Consider the following 24,864-nt stretch of genomic DNA (forward strand, 5'->3'; position numbering starts at 1 on the left):
ATATGGTCAAGCCTCACGGGCAATTAGTACTGGTTAGCTTCATACATTACTGCACTTCCACACCCAGCCTATCAACGTTGTAGTCTTCAACGGCCCTTCAGAGACCTTAAAGGTCTGGTGAGATCTAATCTTGGGAGGGGCTTCCCGCTTAGATGCTTTCAGCGGTTATCCTGTCCGAACATAGCTACCCGGCAATGCCACTGGCGTGACAACCGGAACACCAGAGGTTCGTCCACTCCGGTCCTCTCGTACTAGGAGCAGCTTCCCTCAAATCTCAAACGCCCACGGCAGATAGGGACCGAACTGTCTCACGACGTTCTAAACCCAGCTCGCGTACCACTTTAAATGGCGAACAGCCATACCCTTGGGACCGACTTCAGCCCCAGGATGTGATGAGCCGACATCGAGGTGCCAAACACCGCCGTCGATATGAACTCTTGGGCGGTATCAGCCTGTTATCCCCGGCGTACCTTTTATCCGTTGAGCGATGGCCCTTCCATACAGAGCCACCGGATCACTAGAACCTACTTTCGTACCTGCTCGACTTGTCTGTCTCGCAGTCAAGCACCCTTATGCTCTTGCACTCAATGCGCGATTTCCGACCGCGCTGAGGGTACCTTCGTGCTCCTCCGTTACTCTTTGGGAGGAGACCGCCCCAGTCAAACTACCCACCACACACTGTCCCCGACCCGGATAACGGGTCTGGGTTAGAACTCCAAACATACCAGGGTGGTATTTCAAGGTTGGCTCCACCAAGACTGGCGTCTCGGTTTCAAAGCCTCCCACCTATCCTACACAAGTAGGCTCAAAGTCCAGTGTGAAGCTGTAGTAAAGGTGCACGGGGTCTTTCCGTCTAGCCGCGGGTACGCTGCATCTTAACAGCGAGTTCAATTTCACTGAGTCTCTGGTGGAGACAGTGTGGCCATCATTACGCCATTCGTGCAGGTCGGAACTTACCCGACAAGGAATTTCGCTACCTTAGGACCGTTATAGTTACGGCCGCCGTTTACCGGGGCTTCGATCAAGAGCTTCTCCGAAGATAACCCCATCAATTAACCTTCCGGCACCGGGCAGGCGTCACACCCTATACGTCCACTTTCGTGTTTGCAGAGTGCTATGTTTTTAATAAACAGTTGCAGCCACCATTTTATTGCAACCTTCAATAGCTTAAAGAGTAAATCTCATCACCATCAAAGGCGTACCTTCTCCCGAAGTTACGGTACCATTTTGCCTAGTTCCTTCACCAGAGTTCTCTCAAGCGCCTTGGAATTCTCATCCAGCCCACCTGTGTCGGTTTGGAGTACGGTCTCTTATTACCTGAAGCTTAGAAGATTTTCCTGGAAGCAGGGCATCAACCACTTCACATCCAAAGATGCTTCGTCGTCACGTCTCAGGATTGTGAGTCCGGATTTGCCTAAACTCACTCCCTACTCGCTTAAACCGGGACAACCAACGCCCGGATGGCCTAGCCTTCTCCGTCTCTCCATCGCAGTAATAAGAGGTGCAGGAATATTAACCTGCTTCCCATCGATTACGCATTTCTGCCTCACCTTAGGGGCCGACTAACCCTGCGCCGATTAGCGTTGCGCAGGAAACCTTGGGCTTTCGGCGAGGGGGCCTCTCACCCCCTTTATCGTTACTCATGTCAGCATTCGCACTTCTGATACGTCCAGCATGCCTTACGACACACCTTCAACCGCTTACAGAACGCTCCTCTACCATGCGTGTAAACACGCATCCGCAGCTTCGGTACACATCTTAAGCCCCGTTAAATCTTCCGCGCAGGCCGACTCGACTAGTGAGCTATTACGCTTTCTTTAAAGGATGGCTGCTTCTAAGCCAACCTCCTAGCTGTCTGTGCCTTCCCACATCGTTTCCCACTGAGATGTGATTTTGGGACCTTAGCTGGCGGTCTGGGTTGTTTCCCTTTTGACGACGGACGTTAGCACCCGCCGTCTGTCTCCCATGATTGCACTTCGCGGTATTCGGAGTTTGCATCGGTTTGGTAAGTCGGGATGACCCCCTAGCCGAAACAGTGCTCTACCCCCGCGAGTGATACATGAGGCGCTACCTAAATAGCTTTCGAGGAGAACCAGCTATCTCCGAGCTTGATTAGCCTTTCACTCCGATCCACAGCTCATCCGAATCTTTTTCAACAGATCCCGGTTCGGGCCTCCAGTAGATGTTACTCCACCTTCACCCTGGCCATGGATAGATCGCCCGGTTTCGGGTCTACTCCCAGCAACTAAACGCCCTATTAAGACTCGGTTTCCCTACGCCTCCCCTATTCGGTTAAGCTTGCTACTGAGAAGTAAGTCGCTGACCCATTATACAAAAGGTACGCAGTCACCCCGAAGGGCTCCCACTGCTTGTACGCATACGGTTTCAGGTTCTATTTCACTCCCTTAAAAAGGGTTCTTTTCGCCTTTCCCTCACGGTACTGGTTCACTATCGGTCGGTAAGGAGTATTTAGCCTTGGAGGATGGTCCCCCCATGTTCAGACAGGATACCACGTGTCCCGCCCTACTCGATTTCACTGTTGAATAGTTTTCGTGTACGGGGCTATCACCCTGTATCGCCAAACTTTCCAGATTGTTCCACTAACAACATCAACAGCTTAAGGGCTAATCCCCGTTCGCTCGCCGCTACTAAGGGAATCTCGGTTGATTTCTTTTCCTCCGGGTACTTAGATGTTTCAGTTCCCCGGGTTCGCCTCTTACACCTATGTATTCAGTGCAAGATAACCTGCTTATACAGGCTGGGTTTCCCCATTCGGAAATCCACGGATCAAAGTCTGTTTGCTGACTCCCCGTGGCTTATCGCAAGCTACAACGTCCTTCATCGCCTCTTACCGCCTAGGCATCCACCATATGCGCTTATTCACTTGACCATATAACCCCAAAAACTCTGGAGCCATGGTGCTGGTTTATAAACTTGTTTGTTACGAATGCAACATACCCAAGTAACTAATTTTTCATGAGAAAAAATTAGTACTTATTGTTAGATAGATTCTTCCGTCACTCGCGTGACTTCAAAATCATCACCTATCTACAATCTATATCCGAATTGTTAAAGAGCATGCACTTCGTATAAATACAAAGTGGCGAACATCTCTGCTCGACACTTGATACTCATACCGGACACAAAGTTGGTGGAGCCAGGGAGGATCGAACTCCCGACCTCCTGCGTGCAAGGCAGGCGCTCTCCCAGCTGAGCTATGGCCCCGATAACCTCGTAATGAAAGTTTTTCGTTAATCAAGGCGAAGACTTGCGAAGCTTATAATCATAAGCGAGTAAGCCGACAACGCCGAGTAACGGAAAACTGGTGGGTCTGGGTGGATTCGAACCACCGACCTCACCCTTATCAGGGGTGCGCTCTAACCAACTGAGCTACAGACCCGTGTCCGTGCTACTTGATCAGGTAATTTGTGTGGGGGCTCCGACAGCGCTTCTTCCGCTATCTTAAAGGAGGTGATCCAGCCCCAGGTTCCCCTAGGGCTACCTTGTTACGACTTCACCCCAGTCATGAATCACAAAGTGGTAAGCGTCCTCCCGAAGGTTAGACTACCTACTTCTTTTGCAACCCACTCCCATGGTGTGACGGGCGGTGTGTACAAGGCCCGGGAACGTATTCACCGCGACATTCTGATTCGCGATTACTAGCGATTCCAACTTCACGGAGTCGAGTTGCAGACTCCGATCCGGACTACGACCGGTTTTGTGAGATTTGCTCCCCCTCGCGGGTTTGCGGCCCTCTGTACCGGCCATTGTAGCACGTGTGTAGCCCAGCCCATAAGGGCCATGATGACTTGACGTCATCCCCACCTTCCTCCGGTTTATCACCGGCAGTCCCCCTAGAGTTCCCACCATTACGTGCTGGCAACTAAGGGCAAGGGTTGCGCTCGTTACGGGACTTAACCCAACATCTCACGACACGAGCTGACGACAGCCATGCAGCACCTGTCTCTGCGTTCCCGAAGGCACCAATCTATCTCTAGAAAGTTCGCAGGATGTCAAGGGCTGGTAAGGTTCTTCGCGTTGCATCGAATTAAACCACATGCTCCACCGCTTGTGCGGGCCCCCGTCAATTCCTTTGAGTTTTAACCTTGCGGCCGTACTCCCCAGGCGGTCAACTTATCGCGTTAGCTACGTTACTAAGAGCCAAGATGCTCCCAACAACTAGTTGACATCGTTTACGGCGTGGACTACCAGGGTATCTAATCCTGTTTGCTACCCACGCTTTCGTACCTCAGCGTCAGTGTTGGTCCAGGAAGTCGCCTTCGCCACTGGTGTTCCTCCGGATATCTACGCATTTCACCGCTACACCCGGAATTCCACTTCCCTCTACCACACTCTAGTTCAGCAGTTTCAAATGCAGTTCCCAGGTTAAGCCCAGGGCTTTCACATCTGACTTACTAAACCGCCTACGCACGCTTTACGCCCAGTAATTCCGATTAACGCTCGCACCCTCTGTATTACCGCGGCTGCTGGCACAGAGTTAGCCGGTGCTTCTTCTAAAGTTAACGTCAAGACAGAAGGGTATTAGCCTTCCGCTTTTCTTCACAATTGAAAGTGCTTTACAACCCGCAGGCCTTCTTCACACACGCGGTATTGCTGGATCAGGCTTGCGCCCATTGTCCAATATTCCCCACTGCTGCCTCCCGTAGGAGTCTGGGCCGTGTCTCAGTCCCAGTGTGGCTGATCGTCCTCTCAGACCAGCTATGGATCGTCGCCTTGGTAGGCCATTACCCTACCAACTAGCTAATCCAACGCAAGCTCATCTAATAGCGTGAGGCCCGAAGGTCCCCCACTTTCCCCCGTAGGGCGTATGCGGTATTAGCTCGAGTTTCCCCGAGTTATCCCCCACTACTAGGCAGATTCTTACGCGTTACTCACCCGTCCGCCACTCGCCACCAAGAGAGCAAGCTCTCTCGTGCTGCCGTTCGACTTGCATGTGTTAAGCATACCGCCAGCGTTCAATCTGAGCCAGGATCAAACTCTTCACTTGAAGTGTTTTAGTCACTTTGTGGGTGACAAATCCGTGCTCGACATTACGTCTAAAAAAAGGAATTTCTTTTAGATGCTTCGTCGAAATTTTTGGCTTCAAAAGCCACCGACGGAGCACCCACACAAATTACCTAACCTGATTGTTAAAGAGCTGGCCAAACTTTCATCCGACCGAGACAGTCAATTATGAATGCCTCCGATTTTTAAGTCAATAACCTAGACCAAAAATCCTTCCCGCTTAGCAGCCCCGAGCACGTCGTTACCCCCAAGCGAGGCGCGTATTCTACGCCTCATTCCGAACAGGTCAAGCACTAATTTCAACCTTTTCGAACCACCCACTCCCTGGCGTTTCGCCCGTCAGATCCGCCGCCTCAACGACCACTTCTCCTCCGAACGAGCGGCGCATTATACGCACTCCCATTCAACACGCAAGACGTTTCTTTATATTTTTTCAATCACCAGAAATACCATAAAACGGAGCGTCACTTATGCCAGCGTGACTTTGGCAAAACGTCGTTTACCTACCTGGTAGATATGGCTCGTCCCTTTGGAAACGACCATATTGCGGTCATCTATTTTTTCACCGTCAATCTTCACTGCACCCTGCTTGATCATCCGCAGCGCTTCAGATGTACTGGAAACCAAATCAGCCTCTTTTAAAAGGTTGGCTATGGGCAATCCAGCCTCCGCAGTCAGTGACAACTCAGGCATATCATCCGGCATGGCACCCTGCTGGAAACGCGCCACAAAATTCTCATGAGCCCTGATCGCGGCCGCTTTATCATGAAAACGCTCAATCAACTCCTCTGCCAACATGACCTTGGCGTCACGCGGATTCATACCTTCGTTGACCCGCCTTTGCAAATCATTAATCTCGGACATCGGCCTGAAACTGAGCAGTTCGTAGTAGCGCCACATCAAATCATCCGAGATCGACATGATTTTGCCGAACATGTCATCCGGCTGATCAGCGATACCAATATAGTTATTGAGTGACTTGGACATCTTCTGAACGCCGTCCAGCCCCTCGAGAATCGGCATGGTGAGCACCACCTGCGGTTCCTGACCGTAGATCTCCTGCAGCTGGCGACCTACCAGAAGGTTGAACTTCTGATCGGTCCCCCCCAGCTCGACATCCGATCGCAGCGCGACCGAGTCATACCCCTGTACCAGTGGATAGAGAAATTCATGGATCGCTATGGGCTGACCACTTTTGTATCGCTTATTGAAATCATCCCGTTCCAACATACGCGCAACGGTGTGCTTGGCGGCCAATTGAATCAGGCCTGCGGCGCCCATTTCGACCATCCATTCGGAGTTGAAGCGGATAACGGTCTTCTCGCGATCCAGGATCTTGAAAATCTGATCCTGATAAGTCTCGGCGTTTTTCAGCACCTCCTCACGGGTGAGCGCCTGTCGCGTCACATTTTTCCCCGTTGGATCACCGATCATGCCGGTAAAGTCTCCAATAAGAAATGTGACTTCATGCCCCAGCTCCTGGAACTGGCGCAGTTTGTTAATCAACACCGTGTGACCCAGATGCAGATCGGGGGCCGTAGGATCAAAACCGGCCTTGATCTTGAGCGGCTTCCCCCGCTCCAGCTTTTTAATCAGCGACTCCTCCAGCAGAATTTCATCTGCACCTCGCCTGATCAGCTCCATCGACTCTGCGACTGACGCCATTACCCACCTCAAAAGAACAAGAACATGTCGGGGCGCACAATTTACAGGATGAAGCAAGAAAAAGTAACCGTTTCACTATATATTGCCTGTTTCCTGCCGATAGCACCGTTAATAGGCTGGCGCCTGAAACATCTCCGCCCGGAAAAAACTGGGAATAACGGAAGTTTTAGGCAATAATTATCTGAATTTTCCGGAAATTAGCGCGCCAACATGATAAACGACTATAAATCCCGAAGTGATTTTCTGAGTCCCGGGCTGCAGCCAGGCCGACGACGCGCCCGTCTATTCGTCATTCTCGGGCTGATGCTCTGCACATCTGGCATTTATGCCGCCTTCGAGATTTTTGCGGCGCCCCGTCAAATCAACGTTGCTGACAGTACCGCCGCACCCGCCGCTGCGACAACCGCACCGACTGAAGATAAGGCGGTCCAACCCCTGGCCGAGGTGCCACTCCAGCTTCCCGGACAACACCCCGAACAACAGGAGACAACAGAAGTCCTGAGCGCCAGTTCCGATTCAATTATATCGAGCCAGGGAAGTGCAATTTCAGCCACCGAACCCGCCACTCAGGATGCCAAGCCGACCCCGGGCCTGTCTTTAGAGGATAACGACACGGCAATTATCCGTGCTGCAGCAGCAACGCCTGTAAACGCCCCTGTTGAGCAGACAACTGCAGATACTTCCGCGCCCGCGGATGATCAGGATGTACTGACGACCGTAGACCATGGGACCTGGCAGGAAGAAAAGGTAAAACGCGGCGACTCTCTGGCGCTGATCTTTTCACGTCTGAAGCTTTCCCCCAATCTTCTGCATCGCATCGTCAACAGCAGCAAGGAAGCCAAAACGCTGGCCAATATCCGCCCGGGAGAGACCATCAGGGTCCGCCTTGATCAGCAGGGCGAACTACTTGAGCTTGTGCACAAGCAGAGTGAAATCCGCAGCCTGCAGATCCTTCCGCTGGACGAAACATTCACAGCACAGATCAAAGACCGGAGTCTTGAGAAACGAATTGCATCGGCTTCCGGCACTATTACCAACTCCCTCTATCTGGGTGCACAGCGGGCCGGACTGTCAGACTCTCTGACCATGGAACTGGCCAATATTTTTGGTTGGGACATCGACTTCGCCCTGGAGATACGTGCCGGCGATCAGTTCAGCCTGATCTACGAGGAGGAGTACCTGGACGGCAAGAAATACCGTAACGGTCCTATCCTGGCAGCGGAGTTCGTCAATCAAGGGAAGGTTTTCCGGGCCATACGCTTCGAGGATGACGAGGGCTACGCCAGCTACTACTCACCGGAAGGCGAGAGCATGCGCAAGGCATTCCTGCGTGCCCCGGTGGATTTTCGCAGAATCTCCTCCCGCTTTACCAAGGCACGCTACCACCCGGTGCTTGGCAAAAAACGTCCGCACAAGGGAGTGGATTATGCCGCCGCGATCGGTACCCCAATCAAGGCGGCGGGTGACGGCCGGGTCACTTTCAGAGGCACCAAGGGTGGCTACGGGCGCACCATAATGATTCGCCATGGCAGCCAATACACCACCCTCTACGCCCACATGTCGAAATTCCGCAGCAGTGTAAAAAATGGCTCCAGGGTGCGCCAGGGCCAGGTGATCGGTTATGTAGGGAAAAGCGGTCTGGCCACCGGCCCCCATCTGCATTATGAGTTCCGTGTAAACGGGGTACACCGAAACCCACTGACCATCAAGCTCCCCGCAGCAGAACCACTTGCGAAGACTTATCGGGCTAAATTCACCGAGATCAGCAAAAACCTGCTTGCCGAGCTGGACCTGATCTCAAAAACCATGGTGGCGGATGCCCGATAGGGACGCACGGACATCGGGCGAGCTCTATATTGGCCTGATGTCCGGCACCAGTATGGATGGCATTGATGCCGCACTGGTTGATTTCGAGCCGTCCCGACCAAAACTGCTTGGACACTGCTACCAACCTTGGCCGCAACCCATCCGGGAGAGACTGAAAAAACTATCCCAACCGGGGAACAACGAGATCGAGCAGCTGGGTCATGCGGATATAGCGGTGGCCAACCACTTTTCCGAGGTGGTCAGTGAACTACTGCGGCAGACAAGCACCAAGCCATGGCAGGTCCGGGCAATCGGCTCGCATGGACAGACTGTCCGGCACCGTCCTGATGCAGAACACCCCTTCACCCTGCAGATCGGTGATCCCAATCAACTGGCCGAGAAGACCGGCATTGCCGTGGTCGCGGATTTCCGGCGCCGTGATATGGCCGCAGGTGGCGAGGGAGCACCCCTTGCTCCCGCGTTTCATGCTGCATTCTTGAGGAGTCCCGTCGAGTACCGTGTGATATTGAATCTGGGCGGCATTGCGAATATCACGCTCCTCCCTGCCGACCCGAAGGCCCGGATTATTGGCTTTGATACGGGTCCAGCCAATACCTTGATGGACGCGTGGATCCACTATTCACAGCAACACCGATTTGATGCGCAGGGAGCTTGGGCAGCCCAAGGCCAGGTGATCCCTGAGTTACTCGACCGCCTGCTCGACGACAACTATTTCAAGCGCCCCCCACCCAAGAGTACCGGCCCGGAACTGTTTAATCTTGAGTGGCTGAATCAACACCTGATGAACCAGTCAAAATACCGCCCGGAAGATATCCAGGCCAGTTTATGCGCCCTCTCCAGCCACACGATTATCCAGGCGATTAACCAATATGCGCCTGACTGTGAACGCGTGATCTGTTGCGGCGGCGGCACCAGGAACCCCACCCTGATGCAGCAGCTCCAACAAGGACTCGATGCAACTGTTGAGACCACTGCCGAGCAGGGCATCGACCCTGACCAGATTGAGGCGATGGCATTCGCCTGGCTTGCCCGGCAGACATTACAACATCTGCCGGGAAATCTGCCCGACGTAACGGGCGCCCATCATCCGGTTATACTGGGTGGGATTTATCAGGCGCGAACCAACGATTCAGAAAAAGCTGATCCCGCCTCCTGAAGCAATCCGATCATCCAGCCTTGATTGATATCAAAGCGACAAATCCCACAACGGTTAAGCTATCGCATCTTATTGTCTTGTAACGGAAAAACCACACTAATCATGTTGAAAGTCCATTCAGAACCTCCCAAGCCCGAGCTTAAGCAGGAAGGCCCCGTTATTCTGGCACTGGGATTCAGGCCCTTTTTCATGTCTGCCGCGCTTTCCGCCCTGATCCTTATGCTGATATGGCTTGGTGCCTGGTCAGGCGCCTATCCGCTCCCGGCATACTATGGGGCCATCGGCTGGCACAGCCATGAGATGCTGTTCGGCTATGCCGTGGCGATTATTGCCGGCTTCCTGCTGACCGCCGTCAGAAACTGGACCGGTGTCACGCCACCGACCGGGACCCCACTTGGCCTGCTATTTCTGCTTTGGCTGGCGGGAAGAGTTGCCCCGTTCCTTTCCGGCGTCATTCCGCCGGCACTGATCGCGATAATAGATCTGGCCTTCCTGCCTGCAGTTGCACTTGCCATCATGCCCGCCCTCTGGAAAGGAGAGCAAAAGGTCAATCGGGTTTTCGTGCCGTTATTGCTGGTAATGGCGGTAGCAAATCTTTATGTCCACCTCCAGTCACTGGGGCTGACCAACACCGCCATTCGTGGCGCTGACGCCATGCTCTACCTGGTCGCTTTCCTGATTACTCTACTGGGTGGCCGGGTAATTCCCTTCTTCACTGAGGCAGTTATACCCGGGCACAGCTCAAAGCGTAACAGCCGGGTCGAGCTGGCCACCGTGATCTCACTGGGCGGGCTTATTGCCGTTCAGTTCGTCTATCCAAACGCATTACTGAGCAGCATACTGGCCTTTGCCGTTGCGGTAACACAGATACTCAGAGTCACCGGATGGTACAACCGGCAGATCTGGCAGATACCCATTCTATGGGTGCTGTTCACCGGCATGTTCTGGCTGGTCATCGGGTTCACCATGACCGGACTGGCTTACCTTGGCTTCACCGGACTCAATCTGGCGAAACACGCCATTACGGTCGGCGGTATCGGCGTGCTCACCTACGGCATGATGGCGCGTGTCGCATTGGGGCATACCGGCCGTGAAATACAATCAAATCCATTGATCAACGGCTGCTTCATACTGCTGAATCTTGCCGCGCTCTTTCGGGTATTTGGCCCGGTATTGTTGCCTGGACAATATACCATGTGGGTCCACCTCTCGGGTGGAATATGGATAATCAGCTTCCTGTTGTTCGCGGTGATCTATGTACCGATGCTGACCCAGCCCCGCGTCGATGGCAAACCGGGGTAGACTTACCCCGCCCAACCCTGCGTGGTACGGTATCTGCGTTGTTTCACGTACAAAAAAACCCCATGCTAGTGCATGGGGTTTTTTGTTCTATCTAAAGTAAACCCTAAGGTACGTTTCAGAACGGAATATCGTCATCAAACCCGTCATCCGGCATCGGCGCTGAGGATGGCGCAGAATCACTCGATGGCCGTGAGCCCGAAGCCGGGCGGGCGGAATCAAACGAAGCACTGCTCCCCTTGCTGTCGAGCATCTGCATCTCGTCCGCGACAATCTCGGTAGTGTAGCGGTCCTGGCCACTCTGATCCTGCCACTTGCGGGTCTGCAGCCGCCCTTCGACATAGATTTTTGAGCCCTTTTTCACGTATTCGCCGACGATCTCGGCCAGGCGACGGAAAAAGACCACCCGATGCCACTCGGTGCGTTCCTGGGTTTCACCACTGTTTTTGTCCTTCCAGGATTCGGATGTCGCCAGGGTGACATTGGCCACAGCGTTTCCATTGGGCATATAACGAACATCCGGTTCCTTCCCAACATTACCGATCAAGATTACTTTATTGACGCCTCTGGCCATATCTCCTCCAATTCAGATCTAAGTTGTTCCCTGGCCCTGGGGCCTGAACGGGTAATTCTACGTCTCCGCGACCGAGAATTCATCCAGCAATGTAAAATCCACGGACTGCGTATCCACTTTCAGATAGGCCACGCCCTCTTGTGCCATCACCACTGCCTCACCAACACCAGGCATGTCGCGCAAGCGTGTTTGCAGCTGCTGCGCGCTCAACGGATCAAGCACGCCCACGTTAATGAGATAACTGCTCAGATATCCCGGTTGTCGCATGCCGCTGGCCAGCGCCAGCCAAAGCAGGGAGGCCGCCGCACCAAACAGAAATACCCCCACCAGATGGTACTGCCCATAGACCCATCCACCGACCATTCCGCCCAGGAAGGCGCCGACAAACTGGGAGGTGGAGTAGACCCCCATGGCGGTCCCCTTACTCTCGGCCGGTGCCATTTTCGAGATCAGCGAAGGCAGCGAGGCCTCCAGCAGGTTGAAGGCGACAAAGAACATCAGCAACGCCAGACCAAAACCCAGGAGCGTCGCCTTAAACAGAATAAACCCAATCTGGGCTAACCCGATAGTCAGGATAGCCAGCAGGAAAATCTGCTTCATCTTGCGGCGCTTTTCCGCGATGACAATAAACGGCACCATCAGCACCATGGCCAGCACCACCACCGGGAGATAGACCATCCAGTGGTTTTCAACAGCAATCCCGGTGACATCCCTGAGGGTCAGGGGTACGGCAATAAACACCGCCGTCAGCATCATGTGCAGCAACAGTATCCCGAGATCCAGGCGCAACAGGTCGGCGTTGCGTAACACCCTGGAGAACTGATCCCGCACCGGGCTGGTATCCCGATGCATCGAGGATTTTTCCGGATCGGGGACCAGAAAAATCACCACCAGGATGCCCGTTAGCGCCAGCAACGCGGTCAGCCAGAAGATGCCCGATACGCCTATCCAGATATTCAATAACGGTCCCAGCACCAGCGATACGGCGAACGCCAACCCGATGCTCATGCCGATCACGGCCATCGCCTTGGTTCTGTTCTGCTCCCGGGTCAGATCGGCCGCCAGCGCCATCACGGCGGCGGCAATGGCGCCGCTGCCCTGCAGCGCGCGTCCGGCGATTACGCCCCAGATGGAATCGGAGCTGGCCGCCACCGCGCTGCCCAACGCAAAGATCAGCAGCCCGGTGATAATTACCGGTTTTCTGCCGATCCGGTCAGAGATCATACCAAACGGGATCTGCAGCAACGCCTGGGTCAGACCATAGGCGCCAATGGCCACGCCGATCAACAGCGGGGTAACCCCGGCCAGTTGCTCCGCATAGATGGCGAACACCGGCAGAATCAGGAACAGACCGAGCATGCGCAGGGAAAAAATACCGGCGAGCGAGAACGCCGCCCGGATTTCGATTGCTGTCAGCCGATGAAGTTGTTGCGCTTTCTTGTTCAATTACTGGGTCACTGTACCAACGGTCATCCCCTGTTTTGCAAGGGTACACCGAACGTCCACCTGTAGCCGGGAAGCATATCCCAAACCATGTTCACTCTTTGTATTGCCGCGGTTTGTTTGGCCCGAAACAGCAAGACAGCGTATAGTAACAGGTTCGCCAATTCGCTGGTATGTAGATGGATACGATACGCATACGTGGGGCACGTACCCACAATCTGAAAAATATTGACCTGGATCTGCCCCGCGACAAATTGATCGTCATCACCGGACTTTCGGGTTCCGGAAAATCGTCGCTGGCCTTCGATACCATCTATGCCGAGGGCCAGCGTCGCTACGTTGAGTCGCTTTCCGCCTATGCGCGGCAGTTCCTGTCGATGATGGAAAAACCGGATATCGACCATATCGAAGGGCTTTCTCCGGCCATTTCCATTGAACAGAAAACCACTTCCCATAATCCGCGCTCTACGGTGGGCACCATCACCGAGATCTACGATTATCTCCGGCTGTTGTATGCCCGCGCCGGTACACCACGCTGTCCTACCCACGGCCAGACACTGGAGGCTCAGACCATCAATCAGATGGTTGACCAGATCCTGAGCCTTCCCGAGGGCAGCAAGCTGATGCTACTGGCCCCGGTGGTCTCGGAGCGCAAGGGTGAGCATCATAAACTGCTGCGGGAGTTGAATACGCAGGGGTTTATCCGGGCACGCGTCGATGGCGAAATCTTCGAGCTTGATCAACCCCCGGAACTGGAGCTGCATAAAAAGCACACTATTGAGGCGGTGGTGGATCGCTTCAAGGTCCGGGAGGGACTGGAACTGCGCCTGGCGGAGTCTTTCGAGACGGCGCTCGCGCTGTCCGGTGGACTGGCGCGCATAGCATCAATGGACGAGGACAACCCGCAGGAGGAGCTGGTCTTCTCAGCCAATTTCGCCTGCCCTCAATGTGGCTACAGCCTGCCGGAGCTGGAACCCCGACTGTTCTCTTTCAACAACCCGGTAGGCGCCTGCCCGACCTGCGACGGCCTCGGCATTGAGCAGTTTTTTGATCCCGAGCGGGTAGTTGCTCATCCGCACCTGAGTCTCGCAGCCGGTGCGGTCAGGGGCTGGGATCGTCGCAACGCCTACTATTTTCAGCTGATCAGCTCCCTGGGGAAACACTACGCCTTTGATGTGGAGACCAACTGGGATGAACTACCGCAGAAAATTCGCGATACCATCCTGTTTGGCAGCGGTAAAGAGAAGATCAAATTCACCTATTTCAATGAGCGCGGACGCACCAGCAGCAACACGCACCCCTTCGAGGGGATCATCCGTAATATGGAACGACGCTATCGGGAGACCGAGTCGACGGCCGTCCGGGAAGAGTTGGCCCGCTACATCTCCACCCATCCCTGTTCAGACTGCGGCGGCACCCGCCTGAACGAAGCGGCGCGCCATGTCTTTGTGGATGACCGGAACCTGCCGGCCATCACCACCCTGCCGGTCGGCAACTGCCTGGATTTCTTCAACCAGCTACAGCTTCCGGGCAAACAGGGCAAGATCGCCGAAAAAGTAGTCAACGAAATCTCACAGCGCCTGCAGTTCCTGGTCAATGTCGGTCTCGACTATCTGACCCTGGACCGCAGTGCGGAAACCCTCTCCGGCGGTGAAGCCCAGCGTATTCGTCTGGCCAGTCAGATTGGCGCCGGTCTGGTAGGCGTCATGTATATTCTGGATGAACCCTCCATCGGGCTGCACCAGCGGGACAATGACCGGCTACTGAAAACCCTCACCTATCTGCGCGATCTGGGCAATACCGTCATTGTGGTCGAACATGATGAGGAGGCCATCATGTCGGCCGATCACGTGATTGACATCGGTCCAGGTGCCGGCATCCACGGCGGCCGGATCATCGCGCAGGGAACCGCCAATGAGATCGCCGCGAACCAGGATTCACTGACCGGCCAATATCTCTCCCGCAGTCTGAGCATTACCATACCGCAACAGCGCCACCTGCCGGACGATAACAAGCAGCTGACCATTTCCGGTGCACGCGGCAACAATCTCAAGTCGATTGATCTGAGCATTCCGGCCGGCCTGTTTACCTGCGTGACCGGGGTGTCCGGTTCCGGCAAGTCCACACTAATCAACGACACGCTCTATCCCATTGCCGCCACGCAGTTGAACCGGGCCTCCCTGGACGCGGCACCCTATGACCGGATCAGCGGCCTGGAGCATTTCGATAAGGTGGTGGATATCGATCAGAGCCCGATCGGTCGTACTCCCCGCTCCAATCCTGCCACCTATACCGGCATATTCACCCCGGTACGGGAACTGTTTGCCGGCACGCACGAGTCCCGCTCGCGCGGCTACACTCCTGGCCGCTTCAGTTTCAATGTCAAGGGTGGACGCTGCGAGGCCTGCCGCGGAGATGGCGTGATCAAGGTAGAGATGCATTTTCTGCCGGACATCTATGTCCAGTGCGACGTCTGCAAAGGCAGCCGTTACAACCGGGAAACCCTGGAGATCAAGTACAAGGGTAAAAGCATCAACCAGGTACTGGACATGACTATTGAAGAGGCCCTGGTCTTTTTTGATGCCATCCCGGCCCTGAAGCGCAAACTGCAGACACTGATGGATGTCGGACTCTCCTATATCACGCTGGGGCAAAATGCCACTACCTTATCGGGCGGCGAGGCGCAGCGCGTAAAGCTGTCGCGTGAATTGTCCAAGCGTGATACCGGCAACACCCTCTATATCCTGGACGAGCCAACCACAGGACTGCATTTTCACGATGTAAAGCATCTGCTGGAAGTCCTGCACAGACTCCGCGATCACGGCAATACCGTGGTGGTAATCGAGCACAACCTGGATGTCATCAAGACTGCCGACTGGGTTATCGACCTGGGCCCGGAGGGTGGTAATCGGGGTGGCGAAATTATTGCCCAGGGCACGCCCGAGACGGTCAGTAAAACAAGCCAGTCATATACCGGTCATTATTTAAAAAAAGTCCTGCAAGAAGGAAAGTAGCGAAAAAGATTGCAACGCTTCATGCGCCTAACCACTGCACCGGCACACCGATATCCAGCCCAAACTTCTCTACGGCGCTCCCCTGGTTAACCGCCACCTCCACCAGTCCGTTGGCATTCACATACCAGAACGGGCTGCCGATCGGCACGCCGGAAAAGGTCTCTGCATATGGAACTGACACGCCGTTGACCAGCAGCAGCAGCTTTTTGGACAAGCCGTCTCCCGATAACCCGGTTACCCCATTCCCATAACCATCGAGATAGATGATCTCGGACAATTGTGACGGCCAGTCAGCGCCGACCAGGCTCGCAGGCGTAACCGGTTCGCCCGCCACCGCCGCACCATTGCAGATAAGCGCAGCTGCAGGCGCAAAAAAATCCCGCCCATCAAATGTCCTGGATCGGTTCGAAAGATCAGGCAAGTCGATGGTTTGTATCTTAGCTTCCTTGGATCTGGCCACCACCTGGGACAGCAGACCGTTATCGGGTCCGATAAACCAGAAGCATTCACTCCTTATCAGGATCGCCCGTCTGTCGCTCCCGACGCCAGGGTCCACCACTGCCAGAAACAGCGTCCCTTTCGGCATACTGGGAAGAAAGGATGCGAGCAGATAGGCGGCGGCACGCGGGTTAAAGTCAGGTGCGTCGGAACACAAATCAATAACCGGCTGGGAAACACGCTCGGTTATCAGGCGTGCCTTCACCTGCCCCAGATAGTGACTGCCGATACCGAAGTCGGTGAACAGCGCGACCAGTTCAGGGGTATTGTTCATAACGCGCGAAAGCCAAGTCTAATTCCACATAGTTGAATTAAAGCAAATACCAGGCAATCAGGCTGCTACACATCGGAGAAAAATCCATACCCAGAAACAGAGAACCGGGCTAAAGCCCGGTTCTCTGTTTCTGGGTATTCACGGTACAGATGCGCTTATTCAGCCTCTACCGCTTCCATCTCGACTTCCGGGCGATCCACCAGCTCAACATAAGCCATGGGAGCCTTGTCGCCTGGGCGATAGCCGCATTTCAGAATGCGCAGATAGCCACCGGGACGCTCCTTGTAGCGCGGTCCCAGTTCGTTAAACAGCTTCCCGACAACCTCATCGTCACGAAGACGATCAAAGGCCAAGCGGCGTTTGGCAACGCTGTCGCTTTTTGCCAGAGTAATCATCGGCTCTGCTACACGACGCAGCTCTTTTGCCTTTGGTAGTGTGGTTTTGATCAGCTCATGACGCAACAGTGAGCAGGCCATGTTACGGAACATTGCCTTGCGGTGTGAACTGTTGCGGTTCAGTTGCCGTCCGGATTTGCGATGACGCATGGATCGACTTCCCTAAACTTAGGTTAATACTATAGATATACGATTCCGGGTCGAAATTATCGACCGTTATCTTCCATACCTTCTGGCGGCCAATTTTCCAGCCGCATACCCAGAGACAAGCCCCTGGTAGCAAGTACGTCTTTGATTTCGGTGAGTGACTTTTTGCCCAGATTCGGGGTCTTCAGCAGTTCGACTTCAGTACGCTGAATCAGGTCACCGATCATAAAGATGTTTTCTGCCTTCAGGCAGTTTGCTGAACGCACTGTCAGCTCAAGATCATCGACAGGGCGGAGCAGTATGGGGTCGATTGCAGGCCGATCCTCTTCCACTTCCTTCTCTGTCGTTGCAGTCTCATCCAGTTTCACGAACGCCGACAACTGGTCCTGAAGGATGGTAGCCGCTCTTCTGATGGCCTCTTCCGGATCGATAGTCCCGTTGGTTTCCAGGTCTATCACCAGACGATCAAGATCAGTTCGCTGCTCAACACGGGTTGCTTCAACCGCATACGCCACTCGCCGTACGGGAGAGAAACTGGCATCCAGCTGCAGACGACCAATAGGACGATCTTCCATTGAATCCGACTGCCTGTTAGCTGCTGGCTGATAACCGATACCGCGGGCCACTTTCAAGGTCATGCTGATCTCGCCATCCTTGGTCAGGTTGGCAATCACATGATCCGGGTTGGCAATCTCCACATCGTGGTCGAGTATGATGTCACTCGCCAGTACCGGGCCGAGGCCTTTCTTTTTCAGCGTCAGAGTTGCCTCATCACGGGAATGCATGATGATAGCCAGATCTTTCAGATTGAGGAGGATCTCAAGGACATCTTCCTGCACGCCTTCGATACTGGTGTACTCATGAAGAACACCTTCAATCTCGGCCTCTACCACCGCACTCCCCGGCATCGAGGACAGCAGGATACGGCGCAATGAGTTACCGAGTGTATGGCCAAAGCCACGCTCCATCGGTTCGAGTGAAACCTTAGCGTGCAATTCGCTTAACGGCTGTACACTCACTAATCGCGGCTTGAGAAAATCGCTAACAAACTCCGGCATTTCGACCTCTTGAAGGTAATCCTTACTTGGAGTACAGCTCTACAACCAGCTGTTCGTTGATTTCTGCTGGCAATTCGGATCTATCCGGCACACGCTTGAAGGTACCGCTCATGCCCTTCGCATCAACCTCTATCCAGTCGACGGTTCCAAACTGCTCAGCGAGCGCCAGTGAACTCTGGATGCGCAATTGCTTCTTCGATTTCTCGCGAACGCTCACCACATCATTGACCTGAATACGGTATGAAGGAATATTCACTACCTTACCGTTGACCTCAATGGACTTGTGGCTAACAAGTTGCCGTGACTCAGAACGCGTACTCCCGAAACCCATCCGATAAACCACGTTATCCAGACGCGTTTCGAGCAAACGCAACAGGTTGTCGCCCGTGGCACCTTTGCTCTGGGCTGCATTCTTGTAGTAATTGCTGAACTGTTTCTCCATGATACCGTACATGCGGCGCATCTTCTGTTTTTCACGAAGCTGCAGACCATAGTCGGAGAGACGACGGCGCCGATCAGTTGTCTGACCAGGCTGCTTTTCCATATTGCATTTTGATTCCAGGGAGCGAGCGCGGCTCTTCAGAAACAGGTCAGTGCCTTCTCTTCTGCTCAGCTTACACTTGGGACCGATATATCTTGCCATGATTATCTATAACTCCAGATTAAACGCGACGCTTTTTAGGCGGGCGACAACCGTTGTGCGGGATCGGGGTAACATCACAAATACTGGTGATTTTGAATCCTGCATTATTCAATGCGCGTACGGCAGACTCGCGACCAGGCCCGGGACCCTTGACATTAACATCAAGGTTCTTGACGCCGTAATCCTTTGCCCGCTCACCCGCACGATCTGCCGCAACCTGAGCCGCAAACGGTGTGCTTTTACGCGAACCACGGAATCCTGAACCACCCGCAGTTGCCCAGGACAAAACATTACCCTGACGATCTGAAATGGTAATGATCGTATTGTTAAAGGAGGCGTGTATATGGGCGACACCATCGGTGACGCTCTTCTTTACCTTCTTCCGCACGCTGCTCGGCTTTGCCATCTTAAATGTTCCTGTGAACTATATCGCTGTAAACAGTCCGCTGACCGGACTGATATTATCTCTTAATCGGACGACGCGGACCTTTCCGGGTACGCGCATTCGTTTTGGTGCGCTGGCCGCGCAGAGGCAGACCGCGGCGATGACGAATCCCACGATTACAACCAAGGTCCATCAGACGCTTGATGTTCATGGACACTTCACGACGAAGATCACCCTCGACGGTGAACTTGGCGACTTCAGCTCGAAGCGCCTCAACCTCACCTTCGGTCAAATTTTGAATCTTTGCATCTTTCGCCACACCGGCAGCCTCGCAGATACGAGCAGCACGGGTAGAACCGACCCCATAGATCTCGGTCAACGCAATGACAGCGTGCTTACGATCGGGAATATTGACGCCTGCAATACGGGCCATCAGGTAACTCCTAAAAATACAATTATCAGCTCACGTTGGGCGCGGTGAACGCACAACTTTAACTGGATTTCTTTAACAAATCAAGCAAAAAGCTTAGCCTTGTCTCTGTTTATGTCTGGCTTCTTTACAGATAACCCGCACCACGCCGTTGCGTCGGACAATCTTGCAGTTTCTGCAAATCTTCTTTACAGACGCCCTTACTTTCATGACTCAATCTCCAAAATACAGTGGAATCTATCCGACACTAACGCAGCAAGCCTGCGCCACCGCCTTTCAGATTCGCCTTCTTCATCAGCCCTTCATACTGGTGCGACATCATATGCGCCTGCACCTGTGCCATGAAGTCCATGACGACCACAACAATGATCAGCAAGGACGTTCCGCCAAAATAGAATGGAACATTCCAACCGACAATCAAAAACTCGGGCAACAGGCAAACCGCAGTTATATAAATCGCACCCGCAAACGTCAGGCGTGACATCACCTTGTCGATATAACGCGCCGTCTGGTCGCCCGGACGATAGCCCGGAATAAAGGCCCCTGAGCGCTTCAGATTGTCCGCCGTCTCCTTGGAGTTGAATACCAACGCCGTATAGAAGAAACAGAAAAACACAATCGCCAGCGCATAAAGCAATACGTACAACGGTTCGCCAGGCGCAATCTTACCGACAATATCCTGCAGCCAACGCATATTTTCCTGCGTCCCCAGCCACTGCCCCAGGGTTGACGGGAACAGAATGATACTGGAGGCAAAGATCGGCGGAATTACGCCGGCCATATTCAATTTCAACGGCAGATGACTGCTTTGGGCCGCAAACATCTTTCTTCCCTGTTGACGTTTCGCATAGTTGACCGTAATCCGCCGCTGTCCCCGTTCAACGAAAACAACGAACGCGGTTACAGCCACCGCCAGAGCAAACAGGACCAACACGGTAAGGGCATTCATCTCACCAGTACGAACCAGCTCCAACGTCCCGCCGATGGCCGCCGGCAGTCCGGCAACAATACCCGCAAAAATGATCAGCGATATTCCATTACCAAGACCGCGCTCAGTGATCTGCTCACCCAACCACATCAAAAACAGCGTTCCGGTGACCAGCGAAACTGCCGCCGTCAAAATAAACCCGGGCCCTTGATGTGACACTACGGCTATGCCGCCCGCCTGCTGGGACTGCAGAGCTATCGCAATACCCACCGCCTGGAAGGTAGCCAGAACGACCGTGCCATAGCGTGTGTACTGGGTAATGGTGCGACGCCCCTGTTCACCCTCTTTCTTCAGCTGCTCAAGCTTGGGAATAACCGCCGACATCAACTGCATGATAATAGAGGCTGAGATGTACGGCATAATTCCCAAGGCAAATAAACTTGCCCTTTCCAGCGCACCACCGGAAAACATGTTAAACATGTCCAGGATGCCGCCCTGCTGCTGATCAAACAAAACCGCGACCGCAGCAGGATTTACCCCGGGGACAGGAATAAACGTACCGATTCGAAACACCAGCAGGGCGCCGATAACGAACAAAAGCCGCTGGCGTAGCTCCGTGAACTTACCTGCCGCGGCAAGTCCGCCGGCCTTTGCACCCTGACCAGCCATTTATTCCTCGATCTTCCCGCCGGCAGCTTCGATAGCCGCACGTGCACCCTTCGTGACTCCAAGACCACGAACCGTCACTGCCTTCTCAATAGTACCGGACAGGATAATCTTTGCGCGCTTCATGTTAGCGGACAACACGTCGGCATCGTAGAGCGCCTTCATATCAACGACATCACCGTCAATTTTTGCAAGCTCGCTCAACCTGACCTCAGCCGTAGTCCGGCCTTTCCTGGAGGTAAAACCCACCTTCGGCAGACGCCGTTGCAGCGGCATCTGACCGCCTTCGAAGCCTACCTTGTGAAAACCACCAGATCGAGATTTCTGGCCCTTATGGCCCCGTCCCGCGGTCTTGCCAAGACCACTACCGATACCACGACCAACGCGCTTGGCATCTGTGGTTGCGCCTTCTGCAGGCTTAATGGTATTCAGACGCATTTCAAGCCTCCTCAACCTGGACCATGTAGCTGACTTTATTCGCCATGCCACGGGTCGCAGGAGTATCTTCTACCAGAACGCTGTGCCGAATACGCCGAAGACCCAGCCCCCGGACACATGCCTTATGACTTTCAAGTCGACCATGAACACTACGGACCAGGGTCACTTTCATCATTTTCTTCTCACTCATGACTTACCCCAGGATCTCTTTCACCGACTTGCCACGTTTAGCAGCAACGGTTTCAGGATCAGTCATTTCGGTCAGCGCATTGACGGTCGCGCGAACCACGTTGATCGGATTGTTCGTGCCAATGCACTTGGCCAGAACATTGTGCACGCCTACCGCTTCGCAAACGGCACGCATGGCGCCACCAGCAATAATACCGGTACCTTCCGATGCTGGCTGCATATAAACCTTTGCCGCTCCATGCCGACCGATTAGCGGATACTGCAAGGTATCGCCGTTCAGCTTTGCGCTACGCAGGTTTTGCCGAGCGTTTTCCATCGCCTTTTGGATAGCGATCGGAACTTCACGGGCCTTGCCACTGCCGAATCCGACCTTGCCATTACCATCACCAACAACCGCGAGCGCCGCAAAACCAAACACACGACCACCCTTGACCACTTTCGCGACCCGATTGACGTTGATCAGCTTCTCGATCAGATCGTCACCTTCCGGCTTTTCATTGAACTTTGACATAGCCCGCCCCTTAGAACTTAAGACCGTTTTCGCGGGCGGCGTCAGCTAACGCCTTGACCCGGCCGTGATATTTAAAACCGGCACGATCGAACGCAACACTTTCGACACCAGCTGCCTTGGCACGCTCGGCAATAGCCTTACCGACGATCGCTGCCGCAGTGCTATTGCCTGGCGCTCCCTGCAATTGCGCCTTCACATCCTTTTCCACGGTGGACGCACTGGCGATCACATGAGACCCATTGGGCGCGATGACCTGTGCATACATATGTCTTGGAGTACGAAAGATGGTCAGACGATTGACCGCCAGTTCGCGAATCTTTGCACGCGCTCTGCGAGCACGGCGTAAACGTGTAGTTTTCTTGTCCATCTCAGTATGACCTATTTTTTCTTGGCTTCTTTACGGGCAACATGCTCGTCCGCATAACGCACACCCTTGCCTTTATAAGGCTCCGGTGGACGGTAGGCGCGAATCTCCGCAGAGACCTGGCCGACACGCTGCTTATCGCATCCAGACACTACTATTTCAGTTTGGCTGGGAGTTTCGATGGTGATCCCCTCGGGGATGGGATAGTCCACCGGGTGAGAGAAACCAAGATTCATATTCAGCACATTGCCCTTGGCCTGTGCGCGATACCCGACACCTACCAACTGCAATTTCTTCTGGAAACCAGCACTGACACCGGTAACCATATTTCCGACCAATGCCCGAAAGGTTCCAGCCATTGCCCACTCGTCACGCCCCTCTTTTACAGGGACAACAGTGAGCATACCGCCATCATTCTTGAGGGTGACAAATGCATGCAGATCCAGCTTCATGGTGCCTTTGGTGCCTTTCACGGTCAACTCGCTACCGTTCAGGTTGACGTCCACGCCGGATGGCAGGGTTATCGGATTCTTTGCTACACGAGACATGTCAACTCCTCCGATTTAAGCCACGTAAGCGACAACTTCGCCGCCCTGGCCGCTAGTGCGGGCCGCGCGGTCAGTCATCAGACCCTGCGAGGTTGAAATAATGGCGACACCGAGCCCACCGCGTACCTTGGGGAGCTCTTTGCTGCCCTTGTAGATACGCAACCCAGGGCGGCTGACGCGCTGGATCATTTCGATTACGGGCTTACCTTGAAAATATTTCAGGTCGACTTGGAGCGTAGACTTATTGTCATTGGTCTCTACATTGAAACCAGCAATATAGCCTTCATCGAGAAGCAGTTGAGCTACAGCAACTTTCTTCTTGGAAGATGGCATGGACACAGCCACCTTGGAAACTTGTTGACCATTACGAATACGCGTCAGCATATCCGCGATCGGATCAGACATACTCATTTTTTAGAATCCTCAGGGTCAGCCATCTCTACCAGACGCGATACCCAAACGATTGAACAGAAACCCGCCTGCTGGCGAGCACCCCCTGAAAAGGGTGGTGTATTCTACATCACCAGCTGGCTTTTACAAGCCCTGGAACATCGCCACGCATGGCAGCTTCACGGAGCTTGTTTCGACACAGACCGAACTTCCGGTAAACACCATGTGGACGCCCGGTCACCCTGCAGCGATTGCGCTGACGGGATCTGCTTGCGTCTCTCGGCATTTTCTGAAGTTTCTGCACTGCCTCATCAACCTGCTCATGACTGCTCGCAGGATTATTGATGATTGCCTTCAGCTCCTTACGCTTTGCGCTGAACTTCTCAACAATTTTTGCCCGCTTTACTTCACGTGCGATCATGCTCTTTTTTGCCATGCGATTCTGCTCTGTTTCAGTTCTTGAAAGGGAAGTTGAACGCTTCAAGAAGCGCGCGACCTTCCGCATCATTCTTTGCAGTGGTAGTGATAACGATATCCAGTCCACGCAGGGTGTCGACCTTATCAAAGTCGATTTCCGGGAACATAATCTGCTCCTTCACACCCATACTGTAATTCCCGCGGCCGTCAAATGATTTTGGGTTGAGGCCACGAAAATCTCGAATACGGGGGATAGCGACGTTAATCAGTCGATCAAGGAACTCGTACATCCGCTCCCGGCGCAGTGTTACCTTGCAACCGATTGGCCAGCCTTCGCGCACCTTGAACCCTGCAACGGATTTACGTGCCATGGTGACAATTGCTTTCTGGCCTGCAATCTTCTCCATGTCATTAACCGCAAATTCCAGCACTTTCTTGTCACCAAGCGCCGCACCGACACCCATATTCAGGGTGATTTTGGTTATCCGCGGAACTTCCATCACGCTCTTGAAGCTAAACTGATCTTTCAGCTTACCCACGAGTTGGTCGCGGTAGACCTGTTGTAATCTTGCCATCTTTC

23 protein-coding genes, 2 tRNA genes and 2 rRNA genes are annotated in these 24,864 nt (G+C 53.8%); 4 read left to right on the forward strand and 23 right to left on the reverse strand.

Going from position 1 to position 24,864, the window contains the following annotated elements; translation table 11 throughout:
* Positions 1-2 precede the first annotated feature (2 nt).
* The 5 genes from ACHZBF_RS15320 to tyrS form a co-directional block, all read right to left on the reverse strand.
* Positions 3-2,890 (reverse strand): 23S ribosomal RNA (locus tag ACHZBF_RS15320).
* A gap of 259 nt (positions 2,891-3,149) precedes the next feature.
* A tRNA-Ala gene (locus tag ACHZBF_RS15325) sits at positions 3,150-3,225 on the reverse strand.
* A gap of 98 nt (positions 3,226-3,323) precedes the next feature.
* Positions 3,324-3,400: transfer RNA gene (locus tag ACHZBF_RS15330), tRNA-Ile, on the reverse strand.
* A 64-nt stretch (positions 3,401-3,464) separates the two neighbouring features.
* Positions 3,465-5,008 (reverse strand): 16S ribosomal RNA (locus ACHZBF_RS15335).
* Together the 16S and 23S rRNA genes with 2 tRNA genes alongside form the textbook arrangement of a ribosomal RNA operon.
* Positions 5,009-5,493: 485 nt before the next feature.
* Positions 5,494-6,690, reverse strand: a complete 1,197-nt coding sequence (gene tyrS / locus ACHZBF_RS15340) for a tyrosine--tRNA ligase (protein WP_029134282.1) — start codon at positions 6,688-6,690, stop codon at positions 5,494-5,496.
* Between the two features lie 210 nt (positions 6,691-6,900).
* Between tyrS and ACHZBF_RS15345 the strand changes: the two genes are divergently transcribed.
* The 3 genes from ACHZBF_RS15345 (at position 6,901) to ACHZBF_RS15355 (ending at position 10,975) form a co-directional block, all read left to right on the forward strand.
* Positions 6,901-8,517, forward strand: coding sequence for an OapA family protein (locus tag ACHZBF_RS15345; protein WP_321528932.1), 1,617 nt, complete (start codon positions 6,901-6,903; stop codon positions 8,515-8,517).
* Positions 8,507-9,673: an anhydro-N-acetylmuramic acid kinase gene (locus ACHZBF_RS15350; RefSeq protein WP_273438481.1), complete on the forward strand. Its 1,167-nt coding sequence runs from the start codon at positions 8,507-8,509 to the stop codon at positions 9,671-9,673. The genes ACHZBF_RS15345 and ACHZBF_RS15350 overlap by 11 nt, the downstream gene beginning before the upstream one ends.
* Before the next feature lie 102 nt (positions 9,674-9,775).
* Positions 9,776-10,975: an NnrS family protein gene (locus ACHZBF_RS15355; protein ID WP_273438480.1), complete on the forward strand. Its 1,200-nt coding sequence runs from the start codon at positions 9,776-9,778 to the stop codon at positions 10,973-10,975.
* Between the two features lie 115 nt (positions 10,976-11,090).
* On the opposite strand, the gene ssb is transcribed toward ACHZBF_RS15355, so the two are convergent.
* Positions 11,091-11,546 carry a single-stranded DNA-binding protein gene (ssb, locus tag ACHZBF_RS15360; RefSeq protein WP_029134285.1) on the reverse strand — a complete coding sequence of 152 codons (456 nt, stop codon included), beginning with the start codon at positions 11,544-11,546 and terminating at the stop codon, positions 11,091-11,093.
* Positions 11,547-11,603: 57 nt separating this feature from the next.
* The gene (locus tag ACHZBF_RS15365) at positions 11,604-12,992 is read right to left on the reverse strand and encodes an MFS transporter (RefSeq protein ID WP_029134286.1); all 1,389 of its coding nucleotides are present in this window, start codon (positions 12,990-12,992) and stop codon (positions 11,604-11,606) included.
* A 176-nt stretch (positions 12,993-13,168) separates the two neighbouring features.
* Between ACHZBF_RS15365 and uvrA the strand changes: the two genes are divergently transcribed.
* Positions 13,169-16,003, forward strand: coding sequence for an excinuclease ABC subunit UvrA (gene uvrA, locus ACHZBF_RS15370; protein ID WP_029134287.1), 2,835 nt, complete (start codon positions 13,169-13,171; stop codon positions 16,001-16,003).
* A gap of 19 nt (positions 16,004-16,022) precedes the next feature.
* Here the strand turns inward: uvrA and ACHZBF_RS15375 are convergent, their stop codons facing one another.
* The 16 genes from ACHZBF_RS15375 to rplE all read right to left on the reverse strand — a co-directional run bounded on the left by ACHZBF_RS15375 (position 16,023) and on the right by rplE (position 24,859).
* Positions 16,023-16,775: an SAM hydrolase/SAM-dependent halogenase family protein gene (locus tag ACHZBF_RS15375; protein ID WP_321528933.1), complete on the reverse strand. Its 753-nt coding sequence runs from the start codon at positions 16,773-16,775 to the stop codon at positions 16,023-16,025.
* Positions 16,776-16,930: 155 nt separating this feature from the next.
* Complete coding sequence (rplQ, locus tag ACHZBF_RS15380; RefSeq protein ID WP_029134289.1) at positions 16,931-17,320, reverse strand: 50S ribosomal protein L17; 390 nt, start codon at positions 17,318-17,320, stop codon at positions 16,931-16,933.
* 56 nt (positions 17,321-17,376) lie between these two features.
* Entirely contained in the window at positions 17,377-18,375 is a 999-nt protein-coding gene (locus ACHZBF_RS15385) for a DNA-directed RNA polymerase subunit alpha (protein ID WP_029134290.1), read from the reverse strand.
* Positions 18,376-18,397: 22 nt separating this feature from the next.
* On the reverse strand, positions 18,398-19,018 hold the full coding sequence (rpsD, locus tag ACHZBF_RS15390) for a 30S ribosomal protein S4 (RefSeq protein WP_029134291.1): 621 nt from the start codon (positions 19,016-19,018) through the stop codon (positions 18,398-18,400).
* A gap of 19 nt (positions 19,019-19,037) precedes the next feature.
* Positions 19,038-19,424: a 30S ribosomal protein S11 gene (gene rpsK, locus ACHZBF_RS15395; protein ID WP_029134292.1), complete on the reverse strand. Its 387-nt coding sequence runs from the start codon at positions 19,422-19,424 to the stop codon at positions 19,038-19,040.
* Positions 19,425-19,479: 55 nt separating this feature from the next.
* Positions 19,480-19,836, reverse strand: coding sequence for a 30S ribosomal protein S13 (gene rpsM, locus ACHZBF_RS15400; protein ID WP_029134293.1), 357 nt, complete (start codon positions 19,834-19,836; stop codon positions 19,480-19,482).
* A 93-nt stretch (positions 19,837-19,929) separates the two neighbouring features.
* Positions 19,930-20,043, reverse strand: coding sequence for a 50S ribosomal protein L36 (gene rpmJ, locus ACHZBF_RS15405; protein WP_082117165.1), 114 nt, complete (start codon positions 20,041-20,043; stop codon positions 19,930-19,932).
* 37 nt (positions 20,044-20,080) lie between these two features.
* A complete protein-coding gene (secY, locus tag ACHZBF_RS15410; protein WP_029134294.1) occupies positions 20,081-21,430 on the reverse strand; it encodes a preprotein translocase subunit SecY in 1,350 nt (449 codons plus the stop codon).
* Positions 21,431-21,865 carry a 50S ribosomal protein L15 gene (gene rplO, locus ACHZBF_RS15415; protein WP_029134295.1) on the reverse strand — a complete coding sequence of 145 codons (435 nt, stop codon included), beginning with the start codon at positions 21,863-21,865 and terminating at the stop codon, positions 21,431-21,433. It lies immediately after the preceding gene.
* 1 nt (position 21,866) lies between these two features.
* Positions 21,867-22,055: a 50S ribosomal protein L30 gene (gene rpmD, locus ACHZBF_RS15420; RefSeq protein ID WP_029134296.1), complete on the reverse strand. Its 189-nt coding sequence runs from the start codon at positions 22,053-22,055 to the stop codon at positions 21,867-21,869.
* Between the two features lie 3 nt (positions 22,056-22,058).
* Complete coding sequence (gene rpsE, locus ACHZBF_RS15425) at positions 22,059-22,565, reverse strand: 30S ribosomal protein S5 (protein ID WP_029134297.1); 507 nt, start codon at positions 22,563-22,565, stop codon at positions 22,059-22,061.
* A 10-nt stretch (positions 22,566-22,575) separates the two neighbouring features.
* Positions 22,576-22,932 (reverse strand): 50S ribosomal protein L18, encoded by a 357-nt coding sequence (rplR, locus tag ACHZBF_RS15430; protein ID WP_029134298.1) that lies wholly within the window; start codon positions 22,930-22,932, stop codon positions 22,576-22,578.
* Between the two features lie 11 nt (positions 22,933-22,943).
* Positions 22,944-23,477, reverse strand: coding sequence for a 50S ribosomal protein L6 (rplF, locus tag ACHZBF_RS15435; protein WP_029134299.1), 534 nt, complete (start codon positions 23,475-23,477; stop codon positions 22,944-22,946).
* Between the two features lie 15 nt (positions 23,478-23,492).
* Complete coding sequence (gene rpsH / locus ACHZBF_RS15440; protein WP_029134300.1) at positions 23,493-23,888, reverse strand: 30S ribosomal protein S8; 396 nt, start codon at positions 23,886-23,888, stop codon at positions 23,493-23,495.
* Between the two features lie 109 nt (positions 23,889-23,997).
* On the reverse strand, positions 23,998-24,303 hold the full coding sequence (gene rpsN / locus ACHZBF_RS15445; RefSeq protein ID WP_029134301.1) for a 30S ribosomal protein S14: 306 nt from the start codon (positions 24,301-24,303) through the stop codon (positions 23,998-24,000).
* Positions 24,304-24,319: 16 nt separating this feature from the next.
* Entirely contained in the window at positions 24,320-24,859 is a 540-nt protein-coding gene (gene rplE, locus ACHZBF_RS15450; RefSeq protein WP_029134302.1) for a 50S ribosomal protein L5, read from the reverse strand.
* Positions 24,860-24,864 lie beyond the last annotated feature (5 nt).

The sequence above is a fragment of the Sedimenticola selenatireducens genome, from assembly GCF_963675335.2.
Lineage (GTDB): Bacteria > Pseudomonadota > Gammaproteobacteria > Chromatiales > Chromatiaceae > Sedimenticola > Sedimenticola selenatireducens.

Coding starts and splice junctions, on each gene's coding strand:
- tyrS (WP_029134282.1), bottom strand. CDS start 6,690: ATGGCGTCAGTCGCAGAGTCGATGGAGCTGATCAGGCGAGGTGCAGAT.
- ACHZBF_RS15345 (WP_321528932.1), top strand. CDS start 6,901: ATGATAAACGACTATAAATCCCGAAGTGATTTTCTGAGTCCCGGGCTG.
- ACHZBF_RS15350 (WP_273438481.1), top strand. CDS start 8,507: ATGCCCGATAGGGACGCACGGACATCGGGCGAGCTCTATATTGGCCTG.
- ACHZBF_RS15355 (WP_273438480.1), top strand. CDS start 9,776: ATGTTGAAAGTCCATTCAGAACCTCCCAAGCCCGAGCTTAAGCAGGAA.
- ssb (WP_029134285.1), bottom strand. CDS start 11,546: ATGGCCAGAGGCGTCAATAAAGTAATCTTGATCGGTAATGTTGGGAAG.
- uvrA (WP_029134287.1), top strand. CDS start 13,169: ATGGATACGATACGCATACGTGGGGCACGTACCCACAATCTGAAAAAT.
- ACHZBF_RS15375 (WP_321528933.1), bottom strand. CDS start 16,775: ATGAACAATACCCCTGAACTGGTCGCGCTGTTCACCGACTTCGGTATC.
- rplQ (WP_029134289.1), bottom strand. CDS start 17,320: ATGCGTCATCGCAAATCCGGACGGCAACTGAACCGCAACAGTTCACAC.
- ACHZBF_RS15385 (WP_029134290.1), bottom strand. CDS start 18,375: ATGCCGGAGTTTGTTAGCGATTTTCTCAAGCCGCGATTAGTGAGTGTA.
- rpsD (WP_029134291.1), bottom strand. CDS start 19,018: ATGGCAAGATATATCGGTCCCAAGTGTAAGCTGAGCAGAAGAGAAGGC.
- rpsK (WP_029134292.1), bottom strand. CDS start 19,424: ATGGCAAAGCCGAGCAGCGTGCGGAAGAAGGTAAAGAAGAGCGTCACC.
- rpsM (WP_029134293.1), bottom strand. CDS start 19,836: ATGGCCCGTATTGCAGGCGTCAATATTCCCGATCGTAAGCACGCTGTC.
- rpmJ (WP_082117165.1), bottom strand. CDS start 20,043: ATGAAAGTAAGGGCGTCTGTAAAGAAGATTTGCAGAAACTGCAAGATT.
- secY (WP_029134294.1), bottom strand. CDS start 21,430: ATGGCTGGTCAGGGTGCAAAGGCCGGCGGACTTGCCGCGGCAGGTAAG.
- rplO (WP_029134295.1), bottom strand. CDS start 21,865: ATGCGTCTGAATACCATTAAGCCTGCAGAAGGCGCAACCACAGATGCC.
- rpmD (WP_029134296.1), bottom strand. CDS start 22,055: ATGAGTGAGAAGAAAATGATGAAAGTGACCCTGGTCCGTAGTGTTCAT.
- rpsE (WP_029134297.1), bottom strand. CDS start 22,565: ATGTCAAAGTTCAATGAAAAGCCGGAAGGTGACGATCTGATCGAGAAG.
- rplR (WP_029134298.1), bottom strand. CDS start 22,932: ATGGACAAGAAAACTACACGTTTACGCCGTGCTCGCAGAGCGCGTGCA.
- rplF (WP_029134299.1), bottom strand. CDS start 23,477: ATGTCTCGTGTAGCAAAGAATCCGATAACCCTGCCATCCGGCGTGGAC.
- rpsH (WP_029134300.1), bottom strand. CDS start 23,888: ATGAGTATGTCTGATCCGATCGCGGATATGCTGACGCGTATTCGTAAT.
- rpsN (WP_029134301.1), bottom strand. CDS start 24,303: ATGGCAAAAAAGAGCATGATCGCACGTGAAGTAAAGCGGGCAAAAATT.
- rplE (WP_029134302.1), bottom strand. CDS start 24,859: ATGGCAAGATTACAACAGGTCTACCGCGACCAACTCGTGGGTAAGCTG.